This is a genomic window from Streptacidiphilus sp. EB103A (genome assembly GCF_041261405.1).
In the GTDB taxonomy this organism is placed as follows: Bacteria; Actinomycetota; Actinomycetes; order Streptomycetales; family Streptomycetaceae; genus Streptacidiphilus.
In genome coordinates this window covers 1-15885 of record NZ_JBGCAQ010000021.1, presented here as the reverse complement: position 1 = coordinate 15885, position 15885 = coordinate 1, and the positions used below count along the sequence as shown (strand labels likewise).

The 15885-nt window shown below is 71.7% G+C and carries 12 protein-coding genes; 7 read left to right on the top strand and 5 right to left on the bottom strand.

Features of this window, described 5'->3' with window-relative positions; translation table 11 throughout:
- Nucleotides 1-11: 11 nt before the first annotated feature.
- The 5 genes from ABH941_RS30685 (at nucleotide 12) to ABH941_RS30665 (ending at nucleotide 6848) form a co-directional block, all read left to right on the top strand.
- Nucleotides 12-956 carry an ABC transporter permease gene (locus ABH941_RS30685; RefSeq protein WP_370132839.1) on the top strand — a complete coding sequence of 315 codons (945 nt, stop codon included), beginning with the start codon at nucleotides 12-14 and terminating at the stop codon, nucleotides 954-956.
- Nucleotides 953-1873, top strand: a complete 921-nt coding sequence (locus ABH941_RS30680; RefSeq protein ID WP_370132838.1) for an ABC transporter permease — start codon at nucleotides 953-955, stop codon at nucleotides 1871-1873. Before ABH941_RS30685 ends, ABH941_RS30680 begins: the two co-directional genes overlap by 4 nt.
- On the top strand, nucleotides 1870-4035 hold the full coding sequence (locus ABH941_RS30675; protein ID WP_370132837.1) for a dipeptide ABC transporter ATP-binding protein: 2166 nt from the start codon (nucleotides 1870-1872) through the stop codon (nucleotides 4033-4035). Before ABH941_RS30680 ends, ABH941_RS30675 begins: the two co-directional genes overlap by 4 nt.
- Nucleotides 4035-6095 (top strand): CocE/NonD family hydrolase, encoded by a 2061-nt coding sequence (locus ABH941_RS30670; protein WP_370132836.1) that lies wholly within the window; start codon nucleotides 4035-4037, stop codon nucleotides 6093-6095. The genes ABH941_RS30675 and ABH941_RS30670 overlap by 1 nt, the downstream gene beginning before the upstream one ends.
- Before the next feature lie 69 nt (nucleotides 6096-6164).
- Nucleotides 6165-6848 carry a TetR/AcrR family transcriptional regulator gene (locus ABH941_RS30665; protein ID WP_370132835.1) on the top strand — a complete coding sequence of 228 codons (684 nt, stop codon included), beginning with the start codon at nucleotides 6165-6167 and terminating at the stop codon, nucleotides 6846-6848.
- 8 nt (nucleotides 6849-6856) lie between these two features.
- Here ABH941_RS30665 and ABH941_RS30660 read toward each other — a convergent pair whose 3' ends face one another.
- The 4 genes from ABH941_RS30660 to ABH941_RS30645 form a co-directional block, all read right to left on the bottom strand.
- Nucleotides 6857-7888, bottom strand: coding sequence for a 2Fe-2S iron-sulfur cluster-binding protein (locus ABH941_RS30660; RefSeq protein ID WP_370132834.1), 1032 nt, complete (start codon nucleotides 7886-7888; stop codon nucleotides 6857-6859).
- Nucleotides 7885-9138, bottom strand: a complete 1254-nt coding sequence (locus tag ABH941_RS30655) for an SRPBCC family protein (RefSeq protein ID WP_370132833.1) — start codon at nucleotides 9136-9138, stop codon at nucleotides 7885-7887. Before ABH941_RS30655 ends, ABH941_RS30660 begins: the two co-directional genes overlap by 4 nt.
- Before the next feature lie 37 nt (nucleotides 9139-9175).
- Nucleotides 9176-11224, bottom strand: a complete 2049-nt coding sequence (locus tag ABH941_RS30650; protein WP_370132832.1) for an FAD-dependent oxidoreductase — start codon at nucleotides 11222-11224, stop codon at nucleotides 9176-9178.
- Nucleotides 11225-11387: 163 nt separating this feature from the next.
- Nucleotides 11388-12170: an IclR family transcriptional regulator gene (locus tag ABH941_RS30645; protein WP_370132831.1), complete on the bottom strand. Its 783-nt coding sequence runs from the start codon at nucleotides 12168-12170 to the stop codon at nucleotides 11388-11390.
- Between the two features lie 138 nt (nucleotides 12171-12308).
- Here ABH941_RS30645 and ABH941_RS30640 point away from each other — a divergent pair, with 138 nt between their 5' ends.
- On the top strand, nucleotides 12309-14528 hold the full coding sequence (locus tag ABH941_RS30640) for an NADP-dependent isocitrate dehydrogenase (RefSeq protein ID WP_370132830.1): 2220 nt from the start codon (nucleotides 12309-12311) through the stop codon (nucleotides 14526-14528).
- A gap of 75 nt (nucleotides 14529-14603) precedes the next feature.
- Here the strand turns inward: ABH941_RS30640 and ABH941_RS30635 are convergent, their stop codons facing one another.
- A complete protein-coding gene (locus ABH941_RS30635; protein WP_370132829.1) occupies nucleotides 14604-15098 on the bottom strand; it encodes a MarR family winged helix-turn-helix transcriptional regulator in 495 nt (164 codons plus the stop codon).
- Between the two features lie 110 nt (nucleotides 15099-15208).
- Between ABH941_RS30635 and ABH941_RS30630 the strand changes: the two genes are divergently transcribed.
- Nucleotides 15209-15760, top strand: coding sequence for a YceI family protein (locus ABH941_RS30630; RefSeq protein ID WP_370132828.1), 552 nt, complete (start codon nucleotides 15209-15211; stop codon nucleotides 15758-15760).
- The last annotated feature ends 125 nt before the right edge of the window (nucleotides 15761-15885 follow it).

Below are 15885 nucleotides of genomic sequence, written 5' to 3'. Positions count from 1 at the left end.
TGGGTCGCTACATGGCTCGCCGCCTCCTCCTCGCCCTGGTCACGATCTGGCTGGCGTCGCTCGGGGTGTTCCTGGCCGTACAGGCCCTCCCCGGCGACGTGACCACCCAGATCCTGGGTCAGAACGCCACCCCCGCCAATGTCGCCGTGCTGCGCGCCGAGCTCGGGCTCGACCGGCCCCCGTGGCGCCGCTACCTGGACTGGATGTCCGGCATGCTGCACGGCGACTTCGGCACCTCGCTGGTCAACCACGCCTCGGTCGGCGCGGAGGTCGGCGTCCGGCTGCGGAACACCCTGCTGCTGGCCGGGATCACCGTGGTGCTCGGCATCACCGTCGCCCTGGTGCTGGGCGTGGTCGCCGGGCTCACCCGGGACCGCTGGCCCGACCTGGTCATCTCCTCGCTCAGCCTGATCGGGATGAGCATGCCGGAGTTCGTGATCGCGACCGTGCTGGTCCTGCTGTTCTCCATCTACATCCCGGTCTTCCCCGCGGTGGTGACCGCCGGACCGGACGCCGGGATCGGCGACCTGCTGCCGGCGATCTGGCTGCCGTCGATCGCGCTGACGGTGGTGATGGCCGCCTACATCATCCGGATGCTGCGCACCAGCATGATCGACGTCATGGCGAGCGAGTTCGTCACGACCGCGCGCCTGAAGGGCATCTCACCGGCCCGCGTCGTGCTGCGGCACGCCCTGCCCAGCGCCCTGCTGCCCACCCTCAACGTCATCGCCATGAACATCGCCTGGCTGGTGGGCGGTGTGGTCGTGGTCGAGAGCGTCTTCAACTACCCGGGCATCGGTCTGCTCACCATCGACGCGGTGCACAACCGCGACCTGCCCGTCATCCAGACCATCGCCGTACTCGGCGCCGCCACCTACGTGCTGTGCAACCTCGCCGCCGACCTCGCCGCCATGGCACTCAACCCCAGGCTGCGGACGAACCGGAGGACCGCGTGACCGAGACTGTCGCCGAGGCCGGGCACGAGGCCGTCCGCGGGACCACCGAAACCGGGGCCGGGACCGAGGGACGCCTGCGCCAGACCTGGCGCTCGCTGCGCGGCTCACCCTCCGCGATGACCGGTGTCGTCCTGGTCGCGCTGCATCTGGCGGTGGCGCTGGCGGCCCCGCTGCTCGCTCCTGCCTCCCCGGTGGCCGACAACGCGCTGGACGCCCTCCAGGCGCCGAGCGCCGCCCACCTCGCCGGCACCGACCAGTACGGCCGCGACATCCTGTCCCGCACCCTGTACGGCGGCCGGCTCGCGCTGTCGGTGTCGCTCAGCGCGACCGTGCTCGCCGTGGGCCTGGGCGCCGCCGTGGGCTGCCTGGTCGCGTACCGCCGCGGGTGGCTCGACGACGTGGTGATGCGCGTGGTCGACGCCGTGCTGTCGGTACCCCCGGTCCTCGCCCTGCTGGTCATCGTGACCGTGCTCGGCACCGACCCGGTCGTCATCGTGCTCGCCGTCACCGTGGTGTACGGCCCCGGCGTGGTGCGGGTCGTCAGGGCCGCCGCGCTCGACGTCGTCCCGCGCGACTACGTCACGGCGGCGCGGGCCCGCGGCGAGGGCACCTTCTCGGTCCTGCTGCGCGACATCGGGCCCAATGTGCTGGACGTGGTCCTGGTGGAGTTCGCCATGCGCGCGTCCTGGGTGGTGCTGCTGATCAGCTCGCTGTCCTTCCTCGGCTTCGGCGCCAACCCGCCGACGCCGGACTGGGGTCTGATGGTCGCCGAGAACCGCTCCATGCTGACGGTCGCCCCGTGGACGAGCATCGCCCCGATCATCGCCCTGAGCACCCTGGTGATCGGGCTCAACATGGCCGCCGACGGTCTGGCCAAGGCGCTCGGTGTCGACCGGGCACACGGAGGTGCGGCATGACGGATGCTCAGTCCACGGCCGGGCCGCTGCTGGAGGTACGGGACCTGTCCGTCGCCTACCGCTCGCGCGGCGGGCTCAAGGAGATCGTCTCCACCGTCTCCCTGTCGCTCGACGCCGCAGGGACACTGGGCCTGGTCGGCGAGTCCGGCTGCGGCAAGTCCACCCTGGCGGCGGCACTGCTCGGCCACCTGCGGGCCGGGGCCAAGGTCACCTCCGGCGAGGTGCGCGTCGCGGGCCAGTCGCTTTTCACCGCCCCGCCCTCCCGGCTGCGCGCGCTGCGCGGCGGGACCGTCGCGCTGGTACCGCAGAACGCGGGACAGGCGCTCACCCCCACCATGAGGGTGGGCCACCAGGTCCGCGAGGTCCTGCGCACCCACCGCGGCGTCACCGGCGAGGCGGCCGACGCCGAGGCGGCGGCCCTGTTCGCCCAGGTACGCCTGCCCCAGCCGCAGCAACTGCTGCGCCGCTACCCGCACGAACTGTCCGGCGGGCAGCAGCAGCGGGTCGCCATCGCCATGGCGCTGGCCGGCAACCCCCGGCTGCTGGTCCTGGACGAACCCACCACCGGTCTCGACGTGGTCACCCAGGCGGGGGTGCTCGACCTGCTGGCCGGCCTGCGCCGCGAACTCGGCGTCGCGATGGTGCTGGTCAGCCATGACCTGGGCGTGGTCTCGGCGACCTGCGACCGGGTCGCGGTGATGTACGCCGGGCGCCTGGTCGAGTCCGGCGACACCGAACAGACCTACCGCCGCCCCGCGCACCCCTACACCCGCGGACTGATCGCCTCCGTGCCCAGCCTCGCCGAACCCGGGCTGCCGGCCGCCATGCCCGGCACCCCGCCCCAGCCGGGGACCGACCTGCCGGGCTGCTCCTTCGTCGCGCGCTGCGCACTCGCCGAGGCCCGCTGTACCACCGGCGGCGCCCCCGCGCTGCAGCTGCTGCCGCACGCGGATGCACCGCCACAGGTGACGGACCACCACTCGGCCTGCCTGCGTGCCGACGAGGTCCGGCAACTGCCGCCCGAGGAACGCGACATGCACCAGCGCGCCGACCGCGTCGGCGAGGAGGCGCCGGTCCTGGTCTCCCTGCGCGGCGTCGAGATCGACTACCGGCACCGCCGCGCCCGCACGCAGGGCGCCCCCACTGTCGCCGGCATCGACCTGGACATCCGCCGCGGCGAGACCCTGGCCCTGGTCGGCGAGAGCGGCAGCGGCAAGTCCACCCTCGCCTGGACCATCGCCGGACTGCGCACGCCCTCCGCCGGCACCCTGCAGCTCCAGGGCGAACCCGAAGCAGCGCCCGGAGCCGCAACCGGAGCAGCAGCGGCGCACGTCACCCACGATCTGGCCCGCCCCGCCGGGAGCCGCCCGCCGGGCCTGCGCCGACGGCTCCAACTGGTCTTCCAGAACGCCGACTCCTCGCTCAATCCGCGCCGCCTGGTGTCGGACGCGCTGCGCCGTCCGCTGCGCCTGTTCGCCCCGGACAGCGCCGCCGCGCTCAGCGGTCGGGTGGACGCGCTGCTGGACGACGTGGGCCTGGATCGCCAACTCGGCGGTCGGCTGCCCGGGCAGCTGTCCGGCGGGCAGCGGCAACGGGTGGGCATCGCCCGCGCCCTGGCCGCCGGCCCGGACCTGGTGCTGGCCGACGAAGTGGTCTCGGCGCTGGACGTGTCGGTCCAGGCGTCGGTGCTGCGGCTGCTCGACCGGCTGCGCACCGAACGCGGCATCACCTACCTGTTCATCTCGCACGACCTGGCGGTGGTGCGCAGCATCGCCGACCGGGTCGCGGTGCTGTATCTGGGACGGCTGTGCGAGGTCGGCGACGTCGAGGCGGTGTTCTCCGGCCCCACCCATCCGTACACCCGGATGCTGCTGGACGCGGTCCTGGAGCCCGGAGCCCGCCCGGACCCGGGAGAGCGGCGCCCGGTGGAGGAGCCCGAGTCGGCGCCGCCCGCGGCGGGCTGCCCCTTCCAGCGGCGCTGCCCGCACCGGATCCCCGGCACCTGCGACACCGTCACGCCCCCCTGGCGGGACTCCGGGGACGGCCACCGGATCCGCTGCCACCTGGACCTGGACGGCCTTCCCACCGTCCTCGTCCCCGTCCCCGCCGTGGAGCCGCTGGTGGAACCGCTGCTGGAACCGCTGAAGGAGCCGAACCCCTGATGAGGATCCGTCACGAGTTCCCGCGCCGGGTCACGGTGCGCGACCATGTGCTCGTCCCGATGCGCGACGGCACGCTGCTGTCGGCCCGGATCTGGCTGCCGGACGACGCCGAAGCGGCCCCGGTGCCGGCCCTGGTCGAGTACCTCCCCTACCGCAAGGGCGACTGGACCTCGGTCCGGGACGCGCAGCGCCATCCCTGGTACGCGGGGCACGGCTACGCGTCGATCAGGATCGACATGCGCGGCTGCGGAGACTCCGAGGGCCTGATGCACGACGAGTACCTGCCGCAGGAGCAGCAGGACGCCGTCGACGCCATCGCCTGGATCGCCGAACAGCCGTGGTGCACGGGTTCGGTGGGCATGTTCGGCATCTCCTGGGGCGGGTTCAACAGCCTCCAGGTGGCCGCGCTCCGCCCGCCCGCGCTGAGGGCCGTGGTGACCGTCTGCTCCACCGACGACCGGTACGCCGACGACGTGCACTACTGGGGCGGCAGCGTGCTCGGCATCGACATGCCGGCCTGGGCCGCGACCATGCTCGCCCACCAGGCCAGGCCGCCGGACCCGGCGCGGGTCGGCGACGCGTGGCGGAAGATGTGGCTGGAGCGGCTGGAGAACCTGCACCCGTTCGCCGAGATCTGGATGGCCCACCAGGAGCGGGACGACTACTGGCGGCAGGGCTCGGTGTGCGAGGACTACTCCGCGATCGAGGCCGCCGTCTACGCGGTGGGCGGCTGGGCCGACCCGTACCGCAACACGGTCCTCCGGCTGGTCGAGGGTCTGAGCTGCCCGGCGAAGGGCCTGATCGGCCCGTGGTCGCACCAGTACCCCGACCGCGGACTGCCACCGGGGCCGGCCATCGGCTTCCTCCAGGAGACCCTGCGCTGGTGGGACCACTGGCTCAAGGGCGTGGACACCGGTGTGATGGACGAACCGCCGCTGCGGACCTGGATGCAGGAGCCGGTGCCCCCGCGGACCTCGTACGACACCCGGCCCGGTCGCTGGATCGCCGAGCCTTCCTGGCCGTCCCCGAACGTCACGGCGCGGCCGTGGACGCTGGACGACGGCCGGCTGCGCCCGGCCGGGCGGCCCAACGTGCAGGCCAGGACAGTCCTGGGCAGCAGCGTCCTCGTCTCCAGCCCGCATCACACCGGGGTGGACGCCGGGCGGTTCTTCCCCTTCGGCAACCCCGCCGACCTGCCGCCCGACCAGCGGGCCGAGGACGGCCGGTCGGTGTGCTTCGACTCGGCCCCGCTGACCGAGCGGGTGGAGATCCTCGGTCTGCCCGAGGCCGACCTGCTGCTGGACTGCGACCGCGCGGCCGGCCAGGTCGTCGTCAGGCTGTGCGACGTCGCGCCTGACGGTTCGTCGACCCTGGTCACCCGGGGCAACCTCAACCTGGTCCACCGGGACGGCGACGACGCACCGCGCGCCTGGTCCCCCGGCACACCGGAGCGGGTCCGCGTGCGGATGACCGCGATCGCGCACGCGTTCGAGCCGGGCCACCGGATCAGGCTGGCCGTGTCCTCGGCGTACTGGCCGTGGGTCTGGCCCGCGCCCGAACGGGTGACCCTGTCGCTGCACACCGGCGACGCCGGCGACCCCAGCAGCGCGCTGCTGCTGCCGGTCCGCGAACCCGCCTCCCCCGAACCCGCCCTGGTCGACTTCGACGAACCGGAGCAGGCAGCGCCGCTGCCGTTCGTGCCGGGGCCGGTGAGCGGGCCCGAACGCCAGGTCCGCTACGACCCGCAGACCGGCGTCTGGGAGCTCGTGGTGGACCCCAACTACGGCGGCACCCGCAGCTATCCCGACGGGCTGGTGTACGAGGAACGCGTCCGCGAGACCTACCTGATCAGCGAGGACGACCCGCTGTCGGCGCGGGCGGAGTCGACCTGGGACGTCGCGCTGAGCAGAGGGGATTGGCGCGTGGAGATCTCCACTCGTAGTGTCGTCACCGCTTCGGCCACGCACTTCGTGACCGACAACGAGGTCATCGCGCGGGAGGGCGGCACGGAGGCGTTCTCCCGCTCCTGGCATGCCGAGATCCCGCGGACGTCGGCATAGTCCGGCGAGGGCCGGGGCAGGACCGGGCAGCCGGGTCAGCAGGCGAGGAACACGGGAGGACACACAGCAGTGGCGGCGTCAGGCACCAACGAAAGCGTCGAGACGGACGGCGGGGACGGTCCCACCGGCCGCGCCCCCAAGGCACGGCAGCCGTGGGAGCGGTCCCGCCACCCCACCGAGGTGCGCCGCAGACTGGTGGTCGAGGCGGCTCGGAGGGTACTGGCCGTCAAGGGCCTGGCCGCGACGGGCATCCGGGACATCGCCGCCGCGAGCGGAGTGTCCAGCGGCACCATCAGTTACCACTTCCGCGGCATCGACGAGATCTTCACGGACGTGCTGAAGCTGGAGGCCGAGCTCTTCTACGAACCGGTCGCCGAGCTGAGCCTCGCTGCCCCGACCGCCCGGGAGGGCCTGGCGGTGCTCATCGACAAGTACCTCTCCTCGGACCCGGAGACGCTGACGCACTGGAAGCTCTGGCTGGACTACTGGGCGGCCGCCGTGCACGACACCCGGTTCACCGGCTGGCACACCGAGCAGTACACGCTCTGGCGGGACGTCGTCGAGCGTGTCATCGGCCGCGGCATCGACAGCGGCGAGTTCGCCCCGCGCGACGCCGCGGGGGCCGCGGTGGAGTTCACCGCGCTGCTGGACGGCCTGGTGATGCAGACGTTCTTCACCGGCGCGCACCTGACCCCCGCCGAGGCCCGGCGCCGGCTGTCGGCGTACGTCGACGAGCGCATCGGCCGCGCCTGACCCGGAGATCATGCGTCGATCACCAAATCCTCCAGCGGCTTGGCGCAGCAGAGCAGGATCTTGTTCCGCTCGATCTCGCGCGGTCGGATGCCCCCGTTGTGCCGCATCTCGACCGACCCGGCGAGCAGGGTGGTCTTGCAGGTGCCGCACATGCCCTGGGCGCAGGAGGCGGGCAGGCTGAGTCCGGCCCGGGAGGCGGCGGCGAGGACGGGGGTGTCGGCGTCGCACTCGACGGTTCGCCTGCTGCGGGTGAACTCGACCTTGAACGCGCCGCCTGCCGCGGCCCCAACGCCCTCGACCCCGGCCGTCTCGACAGCGGGCTGGTCGAAGCTGAAGCTCTCCTCGTGGAGCCGTGCCAGGTCGAAGCCCTCGGCGGTGAGCATGGCCCGCACCGCCTCCATGAAGCCCGCAGGCCCGCAGCTGAAGACCTCGCGTTGGTGGAGGTCGGGAACGAGCTGACGGAGCGTCGCCCGGTTCAGCCGGCCACCCTCCCCGCCGACGTGGGCGACCCGGATGCCGGGGGCGGTGGCGGCGATGAGGTCGAGTTCCCGGCGGAAGATGATGTCGTCGGGCGAGCGGGCGCTGTGGACGAACACCACGTCGGCGGGGTGCGCCAGGTCGTACAGGGTCCGGGTCATCGACATCATCGGCGTCACGCCGCTGCCCGCCGAGAGCAGCAGGTACTTCTGCGCCGGATGCCGGGCCAGCGAGAACAGGCCCAGCGGACCCCGGGCCCGCACCGTCGTGCCGGGGGTCAGCCGGTCGTGGAGCCAGTTGGAGACCAGTCCGCCCGGGGTCCGTTTCACGGTGATGGCGGCGAGGTGGGGGCGGGTGGGCGGGGAGGAGATGGTGTAGCAGCGCTCGACGGGGCTGCCGTCGATGTCGAGGCTGAGGGTCAGGAACTGGCCGGGGTCGTGCCGGAACAGTCGGGGTTCGGTGGGAGCGAAGAGGAAGGTGCGGACGTCCGGGGTGAGGTCGTGGACCTGCCGGCACACCAGCGGACCGTCGCTCCAGGCAGGGGCGGAGTTTTCGGTGATCATTGTTCCAGGTGTGCTTTCAGCCGGGTGACGTACCAGTTGACGAACGCCTCGACCTGGTACTCGGTCGGGCTGTAGGGGCCGGGCAGATAGGCGGGGCTGGTGACGCCCTGCTGGGCGCGGGCCACGAAGACGGCGTCCTGGTCGTTGGTGGCCGTCCACACCCGGGTCAGCGTGTCGAGGTCGTAGTCGACCCCTTCGACGGCGTCGGGATGCACCAGCCAGGTGGTGCGCACCAGCGTCCGGTCCTCGGCGAGCGGGATCACCGAGAAGGTGATCGCGTGGTCGGCCATGAAGTGGAACCAGGCGTTGGGTTGCATGTGCAGCGAGAGCCGGCCCAGGCGACCGGTCGGGAAGTCCGCCAGCAGCCGCCTGCAGGCGGCCGTGCCGTCCTCGGTGAAGGACTCCCCGGCGAGGTCGAGGGGTTCGCGCTGGATACGGAAGCCCGTTGTCCGGGTGTCCAGCTCCTCGATGGCCTCGTACGGCAGACCGAGCGACTCGTACGTCCCGCGGGCCTCGGCGTCGGCCTTCAGGTAGCGCTCGTAGGCCGGTCGCAGTACCGGCGGGATGTCCTCCTCCGCGTAGCCGTAGATGGGGAACAGCGAGCACTGGAGTTCGGGATGGCCGCCGCAGTGGTAGCACTCCCGGTTGTTCTCCATGGTGAGCTTCCAGTTGCCGTTCTCGACCAGGTCGATCTGGGTCGCGACCTTCGCCTGCCGCAGGTTGTGCGGCTCGATGTACGGCGCGATCCGCTCGGCGACCTCGTCGAAGTCGGCGGGCGGCTCCTCTGCGAGGCAGATGAAGACCAGACCGGCGACGCTGCGCACATGCACCGACCTCAGCCCGAAGCAGGACGGGTCAAAGCCTGGCGCCTGCGACTCGGCATGCAGCAGCTTGCCGTCCAGGCCGTAGGTCCAGCGGTGGTAGCCGCAGACGATGTTGCCGACCGAGCCGCGCTCCTCGTTGAGGATGCGTGCGCCGCGATGGCGGCAGACGTTGTGGAAGGCCTGCACGGCCTCGTCGTCGTCGCGGACCACGATGACCGAGTACGGGCCGACGTTGACCGTGACGTAGTCGCCGGGTTCGGGGAGTTCGGCCTCGGCGGCGACGAAGAGCCAGTGCCGGGCGAAGACCGCCTCGACGTCCAGGCCGAAGAACTCCTCGCCGACGTAGAACGGGGCTTCCAGGCTCTGTCCGACTGGGCGGCGGGCCAGCAGGCCGCCCAGGTCGGCCGCGGGGGTACGGGCGTTCACGTCATCTCTCCCATGGGGCTCCAGAAGGGGCACAGGCTCATACCGGCAGGCACAGCCGCAGCGCGTCGTAGACGGCGGCGTGGATGTTGCGGCTGGTCACCGCGTCGCCGATGCGGAACAGCTGGTAGCGGCCGGCCTCGTTGCGGACCACGGTCTGCTGCTGGTGCGCCAGCAGGGCGCGGTGGTCGACCTCGCCCAGGTTGCGCGATCCGGGGAGCAGTTCGGTGTACAGCTCGTCGTTGGGCAGGGTCCCGTGTTCGACGACGACATGGTCGACGACCCGTTCGCTCCCGGTCTGCGCGTACTCGCTGTACAGCGTCGCGGCGAGCCGCCCGTCCCCGGTGCGGCGCACGGAGCGCAGCCGCTGGGCGAGGGTGGTGGTCACGCCGTGTTCGGTGAAGGCCTTCAGATAGGCCGGCGCGTTCATGCTGCCGACGTCGGGTGCCAGAGTGCGTTCCGGGGTCACATAGTGGACGCGGGTCCCGGTCGGGGCCAGGACCTCCACGGCGTCCAGCGCCGGGTAGCCGCCGTGGTCGTCGAAGACCAGGACCTCGCCGCGGGGGCGCAGCGAGCCGGTCAGCACGTCCCAGGTGTCCGCGACCAGATCCGAACCCGCTTCGAGGAAGGACGTGTTGGGCACTCCGCCGGTGGCGACGACGACGAGGTCGGGATGTTCGGCGAGCACCTCGCGAGCCTCGGCGTAGGTCCCGAAGCGGAGGTCGACGCCGTGGTGCTTGCACTCGGAGACCCGCCAGTCGACGATGCCCAGCAGGTCACGGCGGCGGGGGTTGGACGCGGCGAGCCGGATCTGGCCGCCGGGGACGTCGCTCGCCTCGAACAGCACCACCTCGTGGCCGCGTTCGCCCAGCACCCGGGCGGCCTCCAGACCGGCCGGACCGGCGCCGACGACCACGGCCTTCCTGCGCCGGCCGATCGTGCGGGTGAGCGTGTGCGGCACGTGGAGCTCCCGGCCGGTGGCCGGGTTGTGCACGCACTTGGTGTCACCGGAGTCGTAGATCGCGTCCAGGCAGTAACTCGCCCCGACGCAGGGGCGGATGCGGTCCTCCTGACCGGCGGCGATCTTGGCCACCAGATGCGGATCGGCGATCTGGGCCCGGGTCATGCCGACCAGGTCGAGCAGGCCCTCACGCAGCGCGTACCGCGCGGTGGCGGGGTCGGCGATCCGGGCCGCGTGCATCACCGGGATGCGCAGCCGGCGCCGGATCTCGCCGGTGAACTCCAGGAACGGCCCCAGCGGGCTGCCGATGGACGGGATCGCCCGCGCCAGGGAGGCGTCGCTCTCGATGGAGCCCCGGATGGTGCTCACGAAGTCGATGCCGTCGTCGGTGAAGCGCTCCGCCGCCACCAGGGCGTCGTCGAAGGTCAGCCCGCCGGGGCGGTTCTCGTCCAGCATCATCCGGATGCCGACGATGAACTCCGGGCCGACCGCCTCCCGGACGGCGCGGATCACCCGGCTCGGGAACGCCATCCGGTGCTCCAGGCTGCCGCCGAGTTCGTCGTCGCGGTGGTTGGTCGACGGGGACAGGAAACTGTCCAGGAAGTGGCCGTACGCCTGGAGTTCGATCCCGTCGAGGCCGCCGGCCCGGCAGCGGAGCGCGGCGGAGGCGTAGTCGGCCACCACGCGGTCGAGGTCCCACGCCTCGGCGGCCTTGGGGAACGCGCGGTGCGCCGGCTCGCGCAGCGGCGAGGCGGAGAGCACCGGCAGCCAGTCGCCACTGTAGTTGCTGGTGCGGCGGCCGAGATGGGTGACCTGGCACATCACCGCGGCCCCGGCGTCGTGCACCTCGTCGGCGAGCCGGCGCAGCCAGGGCACGATGTCGTCCCGGTACAGCAGCAGGTTGCCGAACGACGGCGGGCTGTCCGGGGAGACGACGGCGGAGCCGCCGATCATGGTCAGGCCGACGCCGCCGCGGGCCTTCTCCAGGTGGTAGGCCCGGTAGCGGTCCTTGGGCAGCCCGTCCTCCCCGAAAGCCGGTTCGTGGGAGGTGCTGACCACCCGGTTGCGGAGGGTGAGGTGCTTCAACTGGAAGGGCTGGAGCAGGGGATCCAGGACGTGTGAGGGCACAACCGCTCCTCGGAAAGCTCTGGGGCTGACGACGGCTGCTTCATTGGGCCGCACACTCAAGAAGGTGTCTCGCAATGCGAAACAGATACGCCATGCGAGACAAATGGTGGTGCCGACAGGCCCTGCCCGTCAAGACCCACCCGTGCTGCGGCCTGTCCCGTGCTCAGCCCCGCTTGACGTAGCCCTTGCGCCAGGAGATCTTGGCGCCCGCCTCGACGACCTGCTCGGCGAGCTCCGCGACAGTGCGGTCGTTGACCCGGAACGTCGGCCCGGAGAGCGTCACCGCAGCGATCACCTGACCCTCCAGGGAGCGGATCGGGGCGGCGATGGCGGCCAGTCCGATCTCGTGCTCCTCGCTGGTGGTGGCGTACTCGCGCTTGCGGACGAACTCCAGCTGTTCCTCAAGACGCGCCGGGTCCACGATCGTGTGGGGGGTGTACCTCCGGAGCCCCTGGGCCAGGATCCCGTCGGCCTGCTCCTTGGGCATGTACGCCAGGAAGACCTTGCCGGCAGCGGTGGCGTGCATCGGAGTGCGCTTGCCGACCCAGTCGATGCTGGTGATGGCCGCGCCGCCGATCACCTGATCGATGCTGATCACTTCCGGGCCGTCGTGGATCGCCACATTGACCGTCTCACCCGCAGCCGTCGCCAGTTCCTGGCACACCGGACGGCTCAGCAGCGACAGATCACTCCTCCTGGTCGCCCCGGCGGCGAGCTCCACCACGGAGTAACCGATCCGGTAACGCCCACGCTCGGAGTCCTGCTCCACCAGCCCCCGCGACTCCAGCGTGGCGAGCAGCCGGAAGACCGTCGCCTTGTGGATACCCAGTCCCTCGGCGATCTCGGTGACCCCGGAAGGCCCCTGCCCGGCCAGCACTTGAAGGATCGACACCGCGCGGTCCACGGACTGTACCGAAGTGTCACGCGCCCGGCCGCTGCTGGTCATGGCGCCAGAATAACCGAGCGTTCCGGACACCCCGCCCGGTGCGCACCGTCGAACGCCACAGCGGGGGTGGTGTCGCGGAGGCCCGCGAACGAGATATCTTGATATCGAGAAACGTTGGAGACGTGAATCGGAGTAGCGGTGACTGACTCGACCATCATCTATACGCACACTGACGAGGCCCCGGCCCTGGCGACGTACTCGTTCCTGCCGGTGGTCCAGGCGTACGCCTCGACGGCGGGCGTCAAGGTGGAGACGCGCGACATCTCCCTGGCCGGGCGCATCATCGCCAGCTTCCCCGAGCGTCTGGAGGAGGGGCAGCGGATCTCCGACGCCCTCGCCGAGCTGGGCCTGCTCGCCAAGACCCCCGGCGCCAACATCATCAAGCTGCCGAACATCTCGGCCTCCGTGCCGCAGCTCAAGGCGGCCGTCGCCGAGCTGCAGAGCCAGAGCTACGCCCTGCCGGACTACCCGGACGACCCGCAGACGGACGAGGAGCGCGACGTCCGCGCCCGCTACGACAAGGTCAAGGGCAGCGCCGTCAACCCGGTGCTGCGCGAGGGCAACTCGGACCGCCGCGCCCCCGCCTCGGTGAAGAACTACGCCAAGGCCCACCCGCACCGCATGGGCGCCTGGAGCTCCGAGTCCAAGACCAATGTCGCGCACATGGTCGCTGACGACTTCCGCTCCACCGAGAAGTCCGCGGTGATCGCCGAGGACGGCACCCTGCGCATTGAGCTGGTCGGCGCCGACGGCAGCACCAAGGTGCTGCGCGAGTCGGTGCCGGTGCTGGCCGGCGAGGTCGTGGACGCGTCCGTCATGCACGTGGCCGCGCTGCGCACCTTCTTCACCGCCCAGGTAGCCCGGGCCAAGGCCGAGGGCGTGCTGTTCTCGGTGCACCTCAAGGCGACCATGATGAAGGTCTCCGACCCGATCATCTTCGGCCATGTGGTGCGCGCCTTCTTCCCGAAGACCTTCGCCCAGTACGGCTCGGTCCTCGCGGCGGCCGGCCTGAGCCCCAACGACGGCCTCGGCGGCATCCTCAAGGGCCTGGACGCGCTGCCCGAGGGCTCCGCCATCAAGGCATCCTTCGACGCCGAGCTCGCCGAGGGCCCGGCCCTGGCGATGGTCGACTCCGACAAGGGCATCACCAACCTGCACGTCCCCAGCGACGTCATCGTGGACGCCTCCATGCCCGCGATGATCCGCACCTCAGGCCACATGTGGGGCCCGGACGGCAAGGAGGCCGACACCCTCGCCGTCATCCCCGACAGCAGCTACGCGGGCGTCTACCAGGTCGTCATCGACGACTGCCGGGCCCACGGCGCCTACGACCCGTCGACCATGGGCTCGGTGCCCAACGTGGGCCTGATGGCGCAGGCGGCCGAGGAGTACGGCAGCCACGACAAGACCTTCGAGATCCCCGCCGAGGGCACCGTCCGGGTGGTCGACGCCGCCGGCCGCACCGTGCTGGAGCAGCCGGTCGGCGCCGGTGACATCTTCCGGATGTGCCAGACCAAGGACGTGCCGATCCGCGACTGGGTCAAGCTGGCCGTCACCCGCGCCCGCGCCACCGGCTCGCCCGCGGTGTTCTGGCTGGACGAGGGCCGCGCCCACGACGCCAACCTGATCGCCAAGGTCAAGGCCTACCTGCCGGAGCACGACACCACCGGGCTGCAGATCGAGATCCTCACCCCGGAGCAGGCCACCGCGTTCTCGCTGGAGCGGATCCGCCGCGGCGAGGACACCATCTCGGTCACCGGCAATGTGCTGCGCGACTACCTGACCGACCTGTTCCCCATCCTGGAGCTGGGCACCAGCGCCAAGATGCTCTCGGTGGTCCCGCTGATCAACGGCGGCGGCCTGTTCGAGACCGGCGCGGGCGGCTCCGCCCCCAAGCACGTCCAGCAGCTGCTCAAGGAGAACTACCTGCGCTGGGACAGCCTGGGCGAGTTCTTCGCGCTGGCGGCCAGCTTCGAGCACCTGGCCGTGAGCACGGACAACGCGCGGGCCCAGATCCTCGCCGACACCCTGGACCGGGCCACCGGCACCTTCCTGGAGCAGGACAAGTCGCCGAGCCGCCGCCTGGGCGGCATCGACAACCGCGGCAGCCACTTCTACCTGGCCCTGTACTGGGCCCAGGAGCTGGCCGCGCAGACCGAGGACGCGGAGCTGGCCGAGGCCTTCGCCGCGCTCGCCAAGACGCTGGCCGAGCAGGAGCAGGCCATCGTCGCCGAGCTGATCGCGGTCCAGGGCTCGCCGGTGGAGATCGGCGGCTACTACCAGCCGGACGCCGCGAAGGCCTCGGCCGTGATGCGCCCGTCCGCCACCCTCAACGAGGCGCTCGGCATCCTCGGCTGACGCCGCGTCAAATAAGTGGCTACCAGGAGGTCCCCGGGTCGGCAACGACCCGGGGACCTCCGCCGTTCTCCGCGCTCAGCAGCAGCCGGAGCCGCCGTCCGGGTCCAGTACGCCGAACTTCTCGCTCAGGGCGGCGAACTGCTCCGCGCCCAGCGGCGCGATCACGCGCTCCCGCAGCGAGGCGGCCAGGCTGAGGGCCGCCTTCATGGCCACCTCCACGCCCTGTTCGGTGAGGGCGGCGAAGACCACCCTGCGGTCGGTCGGCGAGGGACGGCGTTCGATCAGGCCGGCCTCGCTGAGCCGGTCGGCCACCTTGGTGGTGCCGGCGGTGGTGAAGCCGAGGGTGGCGGCCAGCCGGTTCATCGGCGCCGACTGCGACGGCGAGGTGAGCAGGAACCAGAGCACCTGGAAGGACGACGGCGCGATCCCGACCTTCTCGTCCACATCCGCCAGCATCTGCTCGGTGAGCCGGCGGAAGCCCGACTGCAGGGCGTTCCACTGCTCCAGCAGGGCCAGATCGGCCGCGTCCGGACAGCGGCGCGCGGCCTCCGCGCGCGTGGACTCCTCCACCGTGTGCACTCCTTCGTCTCCCCCTGCGACCTTGCCCAGGGTATCAAAGCCAGTTATTGTCTAACTAGCTACTTATTATCTAGTTTCCTAAACCGGAGGGCGTACCAGCCATGTCATCACCCACCCCCGCAGCCTCGACCACTACTGCGCTCAGCACCCTGCCGACCGGCCGCTACGTCCTGGACCGGACCCGTTCCGAGGTCCGGATCCAGCACAAGACCATGTGGGGCCTGGCCACCGTCAAGGGCAGTTTCTCCGACTTCTCCGGCGAGGGCGAGATCCCCGCCGACGGCTCCCCCGCGCACGGAACGCTGACCGTGGACGCCGCCTCGCTGGACACCGCCCACGCCAAGCGTGACGCCCACCTCCGCTCCGGAGACTTCTTCGACACCGACCAGCACCCCACCCTGGCCTTCACCGCCGCCCGGGCCGAGGTGGCCGCGGACGGCGCGGTCAAGGTCAGCGGCAGCCTCACCGTCCGCGGCACCACCCAGCCGCTGGAGTTCACCGCCCGGCCGACCGCCGTCGGCGCCGACTCGGTCTCCCTCACCGCGGAGCTGACCGTCGACCGCGACGCCCACGGCCTGGGCTGGAACAAGCTCGGCATGATCAAGGGCCTGACCGGCGTCACCGTCAACGCGACCTTCGTCCACCAGGCCTGACGCTTCGACAGCAGCAGAAGCAGACGGGTGGGGGGGGGGCCCCCGGGGGGGCCCCCCCCCCCCCCCCCGGGGGGCCGCCCGCCGGGAGCCCGACCCGCGGCGGCCGCCGGCCCCGCGGCGCGCGC